Source organism: Bradyrhizobium sp. 31Argb (assembly GCF_043638955.1).
GTDB lineage: Bacteria > Pseudomonadota > Alphaproteobacteria > Rhizobiales > Xanthobacteraceae > Bradyrhizobium.
Genome location: NZ_JBEGDB010000002.1, coordinates 1 through 12,033 on the forward strand (window position 1 = coordinate 1; position 12,033 = coordinate 12,033).

Sequence of the window (12,033 nt, forward strand, 5' to 3'; positions counted from 1 at the left end):
TGCTTTTTGTTGCACGGGACCCATGGGTGCAACCGGCACCCGGCTTTCCCTGCGCCCTCTGATATCGAGGAGGGTGGAAAGGTACGCAAAGCTCGGACGCAACGCGCCGCGAGAATGCGGACTCGCATCCTCATGCTGTTTGAAAATTGAATCATGACTCGCGGCGATGCTGTAGGGTGGGCAAAGCGACTTGTCCGCCGTAGCTCAACGAGCGAAAGGCGGAAGCGTGCCCACCATCGCGAGCACGGCGCTGGATGGTGGGCACGGCGCAAGTGCGCCTTTGCCCACCCTACACCTCTACAACCGCTTGCTCGCGCCACAACAATTGCCTGTGGTTATGGGTCCTGCTTTCGCAGGGACGACACCGGTGTGAAGTGCGACAGCAGTAGGCTAGCGCAGGGAATGTCATCGCTTGACCTCAACTCTGCGTCCTCGAGCCGTGCCCACTGCCTGCATCCACTTCGCGAAAGGGATTTGTTCATGGAGATGAACCGCAGCTAAACGGCTGGGTATTATGTCGCAGCCCGGAACGTGGCGCTCCTTATGGGATTGAACTTCACACACGAAATGGAGTGCGACCATGAAGAGGTTAGCTATCACGTTGGCGGTCGGTGCTGCAGCGCTGATTGGTAGTTCGGCCGCAAATGCGGCGGATCGGCAGGCGGCAGCAAAGACGGGCAGCTATGAGAGTCAGTCCACCGATCTGAGCGCTCGGGGAAGGGGCCATCACCATCATCACTACGGAATACACCGTCATCACCATCACTACGGCTATCACCGCTACGGCCACCACCGGCATGGCTACTATCGCCCATACTACAACAGCTATGGATATCAGCGGCCGTACTACGGCGGGGGGCCAGGTGTCACCTTCAGCTTCGGTAGCGGCGCCTATCGCGGCTGGTAGCGGAGAACGAAAGCCCGCGACGACGCGGGCTTTCTTTTTACATCTGGCTGACTTGATAAGCGCGAACCGTACCGGCGATGGTCGCTGACCAGCGCGAAACTAATCAGCGGCCTGAACGCTGTTAGGGGCGCTTCGCGATCGGGCGGGCTTCCGCCGAGCAGCGTCACTCCCGGAGGATGCCGAAACGGTCGATACAGGTCCGTCTACGAAAGCCTTGAACTTCGGCTGAACCCGCGATCCGTCTATCACCTCGAGCTGGCCGCAGCGGTTCAGTGTGTGCAACTTCCTGCCCGGCCATGCAGGCCCTGGCTTGAGAGAGTGCCGAACGACTTGTCTGAATGTGGTCGGCGACAGTTCGAGAACTTCCGCAAGACCGAGCGCTGCGCCATATCCGTCGGAGCAATCCTGGACCGGCCGCCACAAGCTTCCATTGATGGTCACAAAGTTGCCTGCCGGTCGCGCACTAGCGCGATCCATCAGAACCGGATTGCTCGCATGCGGCAACCAGGGTCCAAAGAGCTGCTCGGCATAAAAGATCGCCAATGTGTCGGAATAGCCTCCGGTCCCGTCGCGCCAGGCTCCGAACAGATAGTACATGCCGTTGTGCCGCGTGATGGTCACGTCGGCCAGTTCGAGCCCCGACAGCAGCGTGCAGTGACGCTCCCATTTGTCCGGAAACCGAACGCATTTGTAAATCGCGACGTCCCGATGCTCCGTGCTTTCCGGGATCATCCAGAGTTCGCCATTATCCTCAATCAGAAACGGATAGGACAGATGCCAGGGCTCTTCCAGCACGGGGACGACGTTTGCGACCGGACCAGTGCGGTCGAACTCGACCGCGGAAATGATACCCTTGCCCACCCTGTGATCGAGATCTTCGAAGAAGACGAATGTCCTTTCCTTCCATTTGACCGGAAAGGGGTCCGCGTAGAAGTGATCTCCGGGATCCCCGAGCACTTTCCAGTCCGGCCCGGATAGATCTCCGGTCCGCCACACGTCGGCATTTTCGCTGTAGCGCCACCCGATGTGCCAATGAGGCGCATAACAGCAAAGGCGATATATTTCCTTCGCGATCGACAAGGCCAGGCCGCGCAGAACATATGTGGCTGCCGGTCGTGGGGCGCTTTTGCCGGCCGACGAAGCCAGCTCCGGAACTATTCTTGGCGCTCCTGACAGAATCGCAGCAAGCATGCTCAGGGTTCGCGCCATGACTGTTTCGAGCGCGCCGCTCAAGCCGACTGCAATTTCTCCGGACGGATGACCGCGATCGAGGACCGTGCCGTCGAGTTCATTGACGATTTCGATAGTCGGCAAGTCACCCGCGAGTATGGCTGCCAGCGCGGCGTTTTCGCCTTGTACCCCATTAAACAGCGGACGGAGATATAGCCGGGCGGAGCAGTCCGGATCCCGGGCGGCGCGTGTAAAATCGACAACCACGTCGGCCCTGCCGGCCTGGGCCTGCGACCGTTCCGGGATGACTTTCAGTTTGTCGGCGCCACCGCGCTGGCCCCTCCGCAATACCATCCGTTCAAGCTCGAGCAGCGCCTCCAAGCCAGCAGGCCGAGCTTCCGCAGTTGGCGTCCACGCGATTTGAACCGGGACATCCCGGCCGTTGACGGACAGCGCCTCACGGGACATCCACTGCCGTGCATGCTCGCGTTCGCAGCGAAATTCGATAATCATGTCCGGCCCATCTGCGCCCATGTGCCTAATGCGTACTGATCAAACAGCCTGGCTGAGAATTTGGACGTATTCCTCGACCATTGTGTCTACCGAATAGCGCGACCTCAGGCCTTTGGCGTTTTGCCGCAGTTCGTCGCTCAACGTTTTGTTCGTTAGAATTGTGGAAACGGCGGCCGATAATTTCGCATTGTCCGAGGCATCGACAAAGAGCGCCGTGGGTCTTCCTTCAAAAGACAGCACCTCGCGCAAAACGGGGAGATCGTTCACGACCGAAGGAACACCTGCGTTCGCAGCTTCAACCGCGGCCAGGCCAAAGGTTTCAGCTTGCGTCGGGAACACGAATACGTCGAGACAGGCGAGAAAGTCCGCCATCCGTCGCGGCGGAATCTCGCCGACAAGATGCAATCTGTCGGATACTTTCAACTCGTCTGCCAACAGCCTCAGCCGTGTCTCGTCCGCGCCTTGACCGGCCAGCGCAAGATGCCAGGACGGTTCGCTGCCTAAGAGACGTATCGTCGCATCGAGCCGCTTGTGAGGGTGCAATCTTGCAGCACAACCGAGCAGCACGCGATCGGGCGGCAGTTTGAACTGTTGCCGCGCGATATCCTTCGGCAGATCGAGCGATTTGTCGTCGAAGCCGTGTGGGACATGCTTCATGCGCGATCGATAAGGGGCGGGGTAGCGCGCGTACTCGCGCTCCATCTCCCGCGAGTTGAGCGTTATGCAATTGTAGAAGCCAACGCTGCCCATGACGATGTCGGCGGCGCGGACCGGCCAGCTCATCGACATCGCGGATGAAACCTGGTTGGCAATAACCGGAGCGCGACTGACGAGGCGCGATACGCCTCCGCCGATCACATTGCCAAAATGCTGGAACGTGAGGACGACATCGGGTCTGATGGCCCTGATATGGCTGCCGAGCTTCCACAGCATCCGCAACAGCGCCACCGGATCTCCTGGCCGGTTCTGCGCGCAATAGAACGTGTTCGGCGGTTCGTCGAAGGAATCTGATTTGCGGAAAAAGAAGAGATTGAAGACCTCATAGTCGCGCGCCGTCAGGCCGGCACCAAGCAGCCTTGTGATCTCCTGAGCACCGGCGTTCTCCGCCTGGGTCTGCACCAGAACGACACGTCGCTTCGGCTTTATGCTGTTTGACCGATCACGTGACGCTGCCGACGATCGTATCGGTGCCTCGCGCAATTCTGTGCTTGGCTGGTAACGGAACACGGATTCCTCAACGGTTGAGGGAGTGGGGATTCTTCCCCCCATTTTCGCAATGCCTATCACGCGTTGCTCGGTCCTACACCGGCCAGCGCACAATGGGGTTAATGCAGCACACCTCGTTCACTGGGGAGATCTCGTTGCACCGCGCGGAACATAGAGCCAGTTCGTTAACTAATTGGTCATGGCGTTGCCGAGAGAGGGTAACCGGCGATTAACCATAGATATTTACGTTGGGGGCAGGGCCACTGAACAGTGTCTGCCAGTTGAATTCGAGTCAAAACCCATGATGTTCGGTAGCCGCGCAGGCCCGAGACGTTCCGGTGAGACGGAGCCCACGGCGGCGTCGTGGGAAGCTCCGCGCCCGCCGCCCGGCACCGGATCCGCCGAACGCGTTAAGGGATTGCTGACCCTCTCCGGCACGCTTTCCTTTCTGCGGGAAAACGGCCGACGCATCGTGATGCTCGCGCTGGCCATCTTCGCCATTGGCGTCATCGCTCTGTTGCTGATTCCGGTTCGGTATGCAGCCACCGCGCTGGTCGTTGTCGATCCTCGAGAGCAGCGCGTGACTACGGATCAGGACGTGCTGCCGGGTATCGGTCAGGATGCGGCCGCGCTTCAGAGCCTGGTTGAAATCGCCAAGTCCGACGGTTTTCTGCGGCCGCTTATCGAACAGCTTAAGGTTCGAGACGACGAGGATATCGCCGGCGGTCAAACCGACACCACGCGTCTGCTCGAAAGATTCCGTAACCGGCTCGATATTTCCCGCCGCGGGTTGACTTACGTTATCGGCTTCAAATTCACCTCCAACCGACCGGATCGAGCCGCTTACTACGCCAACGCCATAGCTGAAGCGTTCGTCGCCAACCAGGGCCGTGTCCGCACCGAGGCGACCGACGAAGCAGCCGACTGGCTCAGTAGCCGCCTCAAGACATTGAACGACCGGCTGAGGGCATCAGAAGATGCGGTTGCCGCCTTCAAGCTCGAGCACAGGATCGTCAATGCGGGCAAGGACGCCACGACCCAGCAACTGCGCGTTACCGATCTGACGCAGCAGGTTTCTGCTGCTCGCGCTCGTACCGAAGAAGCAAAAGCCCGCTATGAGCAAGCGCAACGCGACCTAAAGGCGAATGTCGATGGGCCGGTCAGACAGGACCTATTGAGTGCCCTGCGAGCTCAGCGGTCGGCGCTCAATGACCAGATCGCGCAGAAACGTGCGGTGTTCGGCGATCGCCATCCCGACCTCGTCATATCGTACAGCCAGTTGAACGATCTCAACAGGCAGATTGAGATCGAGCGGAAGAAGAACATCGAAACTGCAAAGTCCGAATATGAAGCCCAACGCGAGCAGCAGAGATCGCTGGAAGATCAGTTGAAGGCGGTCGAATCGCAGATACTGGTCGACGGCCAGGCGCTCGTCAGACTGCAGGAGCTGCAGCGCGATGCGGAAGCCAACAGGAATATCTACGAGCAGTTTCTATCGCGGTTCAAGACCACCAATGAGCAGCGCCTGCTGCAGAGCTCGCAGACCAAGATCGCTTCGCTTGCCATTCCGCCGCTTCGTCCGACCCGGCCGCCGCTCACGTTGCTCCTCGCAGCGCTCGCGATTGCCTCGATACTGATATCGACGGCGGTAGTTGCCGTACCGGACATCAAGAACATTCTAGAGAAGCCCACCCCGAAGGTTCGCCGAGCAAATTCACCTTCGCTCCAGCCCGAATTGCCCCAGCTCTCATTACCCCCCCAGCCCGAATTGCCGCTGAAGCTGCCGGTCTGGGCCCGCATTCCCGATCTTCCGGCACGAGAATTCACCAGAAGCGTCTGGCAAAAGCCGATTGCGGCAGCCGCCGAGCTCGATCTGAGTGCCTACCTGCGCTCGCTGATCGGGAAAATCGACGAGTTGCCGGGGTCTGGTGGCAAGGTAGCCCTCGTGATGTCGATCGAGAACGGCGCGGGAGGCAGCACTGTTGCGCGATCGCTCAATCGTTCGGCCCTGAACAAGGGGATGCTCAGCGTTCTGATCGAGCTGCAATCGGATCTGCCTGCAGTAAAGCCCGCCGCGGCCGACCGGCAGGAGCAGGGCATCACCAAGACAGACCTTCGCTCTGTCAATGTACTCTTGAGTGCCAGCACGCAAACAGGCGCGCGCCCTGCCGACGACATTCGCAAGGAGTTCGATCTGATCGTCGTCGATGCGTCATCCCTTGCTGCGCAACCCGACGTGAGGACGCTGGCGGCCCATGCCGATCTGATCGTCGTGGTCGTCCGTGACGGGGCCGCCGCTCCGGCGGCAATTCAACGGGCTACGGCCGGCCTGTCGAAGTCCGGTGCAGTGCCGACGGGGCTTGTCGTCAATCGCGTATCCATCAGTTCCGTCATTGTTCAATCTCAGCGCGAGACGTTGGGGCTGGTGAGCTGAACGGCCTCTAGTCCTTCGAGTCTGCGACACGAACCGGATACGGTTCGGCTTTCGAGAACAAGCGGCGAGAAAGCACAAGGATCGAAGGATCGACGCCCGTGCGGCGGCGGCACAGGATGTTGAGGGCGATGGTGGCGACCGCCAGCGAAACAGTGGCCGAAATCGCGGCGCCGAGCACGCCGAGCCAGGGAATTAGTACGAGAAATCCGATCAGCCGCAGCACGACATTCCCGGCGATGACGGGAACATAGTCACCCTCATGGCCGGTCACCTGCAGGATGGCTGCGGACGGACCGCCGGCGGCCTGAAAGGCCGGCCCGAGCGCAAGCACGATCAGCACCCACTGCTGGGCGGCGAAATGAGGCCCGAACAGGCCGAGAAGATGGGGCGCGCCGATCCAGACAAGGACGAGCCCGGCGACAACGCAAAGCGCGGTCACCTCCGCCATGAGCTGAAGCGTGTGGCCGAACTCTTGATGATTTTTGCTGAAGTAGAGCGAGGGCAGACGACGCGCCCCGAAACTATAAAGTGCGGCCGAGAGCATGGCGAAGATGTTCGCCAGACGGGATGCGGCAAAATAGATGCCGGCTGTGGCCGGATCCAGCATCCAGTAAATCAGGATCACATCGAAGTACTGATTGGCCGCCTCAAGAATGGAAGAAATCCAGAAGTGAAGCGCGCTCGATCTCCAGCGGGAGCTCTCCGAGCGCGCCGGCACATTGCGCAAATTCGGAAGGGCGCGTGCAATCGAAATGACCTGAACGGCGAGCCCCATGGCCATGGCGATCGCCATCACGGTAAGCAACTGTGCGGGATCGAGCACCCCATGGCCGAACAATATCGCTACCAAAAACAGCACGACGACGACCCGCCAGAAAAACTCCCGATTGCCTTCCCCCATCAGAATGCTGATGAGCGATCGCGCGATCTGGCTGCCAAGCATCAGCCCTGCATTCACGGCCGTAAAGGCGGATACGGCCAGGATCAGCAGCCATCCGTCACCACGCACGCTGGCGCCGGCTGCGATCGCGGCAATGACGACCAGCATCCCAATGGAGGAGATCTTCAGGCTCGATAGCAGCACACCTTTGGCGAGATCGGCCTGTTCGCGCACCTGGTACTCGTTCAAGAACCGAACCAGGAGCAGTTCCTGGCCGACCAGCCCCACGACCGATGCGATCTGGGCGACAGAAAGCCACATCGCGAAAGCGCCGAACGCATCCGGCGACATGGTTCGTGCTGCCAGCGAGAAGACCGCAAACGCAAGGCCGCCGCTGCCAACCTTGAGAAGGATGGTCCCGGCAACACCGCGCGTCACGTCGCGTCGCATCAACTGGAGAATGGATTCGATCATGCGAAGTACAAGGCATCTTTCCTTTCAAGATGCTCGTAGCTGACAACGGCCCAATGCCTAACACGCACGCGAGCCGAGAGTGTTAATGTTCGGTACCTAAGATTTCGTTCTCCCCACCCGGCAAATGCACCGGCGCAAACTTGCCCTGTCCGGCGAACCTGCAGCCTTGCTTCGTTCTGGAACGCCGCTGTCCCGGCTGTCTTCAGACAGGGCAAACGATGGTTTCCCAGGATAGCCGCTGCGGCGGCACGAAGAGGATTGCCGAAGCCAAATCTGCGCAGCCACCGGCCGTTTGCACGAAAATGACCTGCTGACCTGACGATAAACAATGGTCCACCGGACTGCTGAGTAAGCGGGGAATAGATTTCACGATCCTCCTTGAGCAAGGCGCGTGCCGGGACGCCGCCCGATCTGGACTAGGACGCGGGCGTTAACTGCGATGCTCAAAAATGATCGTGCTGGTTCGGCGAAGTGGATATCAGGCGAGAAAATTGCAGTTCGGCCGCCATCAATCGTCGGAGCCAGCAACCATGATGGTGAATAGGGTGATACAACCGATCGCGGAAGAGGGATGTGAAACCATCACCACGGACGTTGCGATTGTCGGCGGCGGGCTGGCGGGATCGCTCGCGGCGGCAGTCCTCGCCAGGGCTGGCTGCCAGGTTGTGCTGATCGACAAGCGCGCGGTTTATCCGGAAGAATTCCGCGTCGAGAAGATCGCCGGACGACAAGTCGATGTCTTTCGCAGGCTCGGTTTCATCCGCGAACTCGAGGCGGTCGCGTGTGTGTACGACCGCGTGATCAATATCAGGGAAGGCCGGGTGGTCGACGTCAGTGCCGGCCAAACCTACGGCCTTCCCTATGCCGACCTCGTTGCCATGGCACGACGTCTGATGCCGGGTCATTCCGGCTTCATTGTCGACCAGGTGACCGCTGTGAGTTGCAGCGATGACGTTCAACATCTCGTTTTGGCCTCCGGAAAGCGCGTCACTGCGCGTCTCGTTATCCTGGCGACGGGCATGGCCGGAGCTCTTGGATACGGTCTCGGAATCACGCGGCGGATTCTTGCCGAGCGCCATTCGGTTTCGTTCGGCTTCACGATTGCGCGTCCGGACAGTTCGCCGTTCGAATTCGAGGCGCTAACCTGCTATGGCGAGCGGGCCATCGATGGCGTCGACTATCTCAGTCTGTTTCCGGTGCGGGCCGGTATGCGGGCAAATCTGTTCTTGTTTCGCGATCCGACCGACCCGATCATGCGTGAGCTGAGACGGGAGACAAGATCGACGTTGTTCCGATTCATGCCGAGATTGCAATCCTATCTCGGAGATTTCAGCGTCATCGGTCAGGTGCAGAACTGGGTGATGGACCTGTCTGCCGCCGAAGGACATCTGCAGCCGGGCGTCGTGTTGATTGGCGACGCGTTTCAAACCAACTGTCCGGCAGCCGGCACCGGAGTGAGCCGTCTTCTGGTGGATGTTGAACGTCTTTGCACGGAGTATGTGCCACGCTGGCTCGAAACCAGCGGCATGGGCAAGGAGAAGATATCGGAGTTCTATTCCGATCCGGACAAGATTGCTGCCGACCAACACTCCCTGCAAATGGCGCGCTTTCGGCAGGCACTGACGTCGAGCAGCGACATAAGATGGAACGTGCGGCGCAGGGTGCATTTTCTTCGACGCAATATCACCCATCGGGTCGACGGGATTCGGCCGGGATGGATCGCACGAGTCCGTGGCGCGCTTCGTGCCTAAAGCATGATCCGGAAAAGTGGATACCGGTTTTCCGAAAAATGATCATGCTCAAACAAAGAGCTAAAACCGGATGACGATTCGAAGAAAAGCCATCGCGCTTTGGCGAGCACGTTTAAGTTCAGGTGCGGACCGGCAGCAGCTTGAATTCGGCCATCCTCTTGGCGGCCAGTTTGATCCAGGGCGCCTGTCGTAACGCGAACAGAGCAAGGGAGCCGGCGACGCTACCCGCCTGAGTCACGCTCCACAACGGGGAGGGCTGGCCGCCAAACATCTTCTTGTACGGCTCGTCGCCAATGGTGAAGTCCAGGATCTGATCCTCGCGCTCGATGCAATCCCTGGCGACTTGTTCGAACATCAGCGCGCCGATGGATTGGCTCTTGTATCCCGCGATGTCGAATGCGCTCATAATGATGAGGAAACTGCCGCGGTGGCACAATCCCAGCACTGCCGCAATCAGGTTGCCGTCCATTTTCATGGTGTAGAGACGAATAAAGGCACCCAGGCCGCGGAGCGCCACGGAGGAATAGAAGTCGAAATATTCGGGACGTTGCAACAGGTCGCCGTCGCCGTCGCCGTCGCCTCGGAAACGCGGGCCTCGAAAGTTCTTCATCATCTCCATCGCCGCCATGATGGATGCGCTGTCGTCGCAGCATGAAAAGCTCAACGTGCCCTTCTTCTGGAGCTGGCGCAGCTTCTTTGCGAGTTCCTTCTGATAGGAGCGGCTCAGCGCGCTCGCCCGCCATTGCTCGAAGGGGGCGACTAGCACTGTCGCGTACGCGTTCATCTCCATGACGATGCGACGAGGCGCTGCAAGAAGATTCTCGATCGGCATTCTTCCATCAGGAAGCTTGCACATTCGCAAGAGGTCGAATGGCCTGACGAGCTGCCGGAGCGTCAGGCAGGCATCCTCGTCCTGGAGCAGCTCGGAAAATACCTCGGCCGTGCCGACAGGGGTCAGATAATCGGACACGCGGAGATCAGCGAATTCAACCGTCTGCATCGGCCCGCGCGACACCCGCATCAAAGGCAATACCATCGCCAGTTTTTCGGTCGCGCGACGGCGGATCGTGACGATCAGGGGTTTGGCTGCCGCGGCGGGCGCGAGCTTACGGTAGAGCGTATTCAGCCACACCGGATGCTGGAACGCTGTCGCGTCCGAGCCATCAAACAGTTCGGCGTACTCTTGATTCAGAAAATCAAATGCGTTGTCGATGCAGACATCGAACGCGTCGTTATTATTCTTGTTCATACGTGCGAAAGGCAAACCGGACTTTTTCAGCGCGCCGGTCGAGCCGGAGCTGCGACCTTCTAGCACAGCCAGACCGGCGGAGACACGGGCAGAGTGCGATTTGGATTAATGTATTGTGGTCGTCGCCCGGTGCGCGGATTCTTAGCAAATGTTTGATAACCGGCCGACCTTGCCACCGCCGCGCAGCGCGTAACGTTTCGTTATGGTTAGCGAGCCCGTCGCACCGTTTGCTAACGGTTAACCAGTTCAGGCAGCTTCGAACTGTCGCGAGCACTCGCAGCCGCCAATGGACCGCATATTGCAGTTCGCGTAGACAACAATCGGAATCTTTAACTGAAGCGCTTGAGTCATGATGAAAGAGCAAGTTTCCGGCCCGATTTCGACATCACGGGACGAGGACGAACGCAAGTCGCGTGTCGAATTCGGTCGGACTGTCTCGACCGTCCGGATTTGTGACACTCCGCGCGAAGCGCCGACACAAGTGTCAACGGGCCCAACTTCACGCGGTGAACCGTCGCAGAAAGACAGCGTGCGTGAACGTCGCGCGAACCTCATCGGCAGAGCGGCCACCGCCGAGGTTCCGCGTGTCACCGTCGGCGGGCTCCGGCTCGCCGTGCTCGATCTCGAGCAGACCGCCGATTTCATGATCGAGCAGGTTTCGCCAAAACGCCGTGCAAACCGTCCGCTTTATCTGACCTCGGCCAATGGCGAGGTGGTGGCGCGCTGCTCGACCGAGCCGATGACGGACCGCCTGTTTCGCGCCGCGGACCTCATCAATGCGGACGGACAGCCGCTGGTCACGGTGTCACGGTTCAAGTCATCGCAGCCGCTGCCGGAGCGGGTCGCCACCACCGACCTGTTCCACATCGTCGCTCGCAAGGCCGAGGCGGCCGGGCTCTCCTTCTACATGTTCGGCGCTGACGAGGCGGAGAATGCCGCCGCCGTCGCCAATGTCCGCAGGATGTATCCGAAGCTGAAGATCGTCGGTCATTCGCATGGCTATCTGCGCGGCGACGCGCTGCGCGCCAAGGTCGACGAGATCAATGCGCTGGCGCCCGACTATCTCTGGGTCGCGCTCGGCGTGCCCTACGAGCAGGCCTTTGTCGAGGAGTTCACGCCCGGGCTCTCCAACGTCGGTGTCATCAAGACCTCGGGCGGGCTGTTCAACTTTCTCTCCGGCAGCCGCCCCCGCGCGCCGCAATGGATGCAGAATGTCGGGCTGGAATGGGCCTGGCGGGTCTGGCTCGAGCCGCGCCGGCTGTTCTGGCGCTATCTGACCACCAACCCGCGTGCGCTGTACCTGCTATTTAACAGGAGCCATTCCACGCCAACCAAGCACGACTGACGCTGCGCAGCTCGAAAATGCGCCGCGATGTATTCTCGGCCCGCCCAGTGCGGCGCGATCTGTACCCATTGAGATTGGCATTTGCCGGAGCCGCATTGGCGTGG

General features: G+C 59.9%; 8 protein-coding genes. 4 read left to right on the forward strand and 4 right to left on the reverse strand.

The features are described from left to right. Window positions 1–580 precede the first annotated feature (580 nt). Window positions 581–907 carry a hypothetical protein gene (locus AAFX91_RS00545; protein ID WP_394565227.1) on the forward strand — a complete coding sequence of 109 codons (327 nt, stop codon included), beginning with the start codon at window positions 581–583 and terminating at the stop codon, window positions 905–907. Between the two features lie 99 nt (window positions 908–1,006). Here AAFX91_RS00545 and AAFX91_RS00550 read toward each other — a convergent pair whose 3' ends face one another. Beyond that, on the reverse strand, window positions 1,007–2,590 hold the full coding sequence (locus tag AAFX91_RS00550) for a hypothetical protein (RefSeq protein WP_394565228.1): 1,584 nt from the start codon (window positions 2,588–2,590) through the stop codon (window positions 1,007–1,009). A 39-nt stretch (window positions 2,591–2,629) separates the two neighbouring features. Next, complete coding sequence (locus tag AAFX91_RS00555) at window positions 2,630–3,817, reverse strand: glycosyltransferase family 4 protein (RefSeq protein ID WP_130578522.1); 1,188 nt, start codon at window positions 3,815–3,817, stop codon at window positions 2,630–2,632. 280 nt (window positions 3,818–4,097) lie between these two features. Between AAFX91_RS00555 and AAFX91_RS00560 the strand changes: the two genes are divergently transcribed. After that, the gene (locus AAFX91_RS00560; RefSeq protein WP_394565229.1) at window positions 4,098–6,230 is read left to right on the forward strand and encodes a GumC family protein; all 2,133 of its coding nucleotides are present in this window, start codon (window positions 4,098–4,100) and stop codon (window positions 6,228–6,230) included. Window positions 6,231–6,237: 7 nt separating this feature from the next. On the opposite strand, the gene AAFX91_RS00565 is transcribed toward AAFX91_RS00560, so the two are convergent. Then, entirely contained in the window at window positions 6,238–7,584 is a 1,347-nt protein-coding gene (locus AAFX91_RS00565) for a lipopolysaccharide biosynthesis protein (RefSeq protein WP_394565230.1), read from the reverse strand. 530 nt (window positions 7,585–8,114) lie between these two features. Here AAFX91_RS00565 and AAFX91_RS00570 point away from each other — a divergent pair. Next, window positions 8,115–9,335: an FAD-dependent oxidoreductase gene (locus AAFX91_RS00570; RefSeq protein WP_394565231.1), complete on the forward strand. Its 1,221-nt coding sequence runs from the start codon at window positions 8,115–8,117 to the stop codon at window positions 9,333–9,335. Between the two features lie 118 nt (window positions 9,336–9,453). Here AAFX91_RS00570 and AAFX91_RS00575 read toward each other — a convergent pair whose 3' ends face one another. Next, window positions 9,454–10,584 (reverse strand): GNAT family N-acetyltransferase, encoded by a 1,131-nt coding sequence (locus tag AAFX91_RS00575; RefSeq protein WP_394565274.1) that lies wholly within the window; start codon window positions 10,582–10,584, stop codon window positions 9,454–9,456. Between the two features lie 529 nt (window positions 10,585–11,113). On the opposite strand from AAFX91_RS00575, the gene AAFX91_RS00580 reads away from it, so the two are divergent. Next, window positions 11,114–11,929, forward strand: coding sequence for a WecB/TagA/CpsF family glycosyltransferase (locus AAFX91_RS00580; protein WP_394565232.1), 816 nt, complete (start codon window positions 11,114–11,116; stop codon window positions 11,927–11,929). Window positions 11,930–12,033 lie beyond the last annotated feature (104 nt).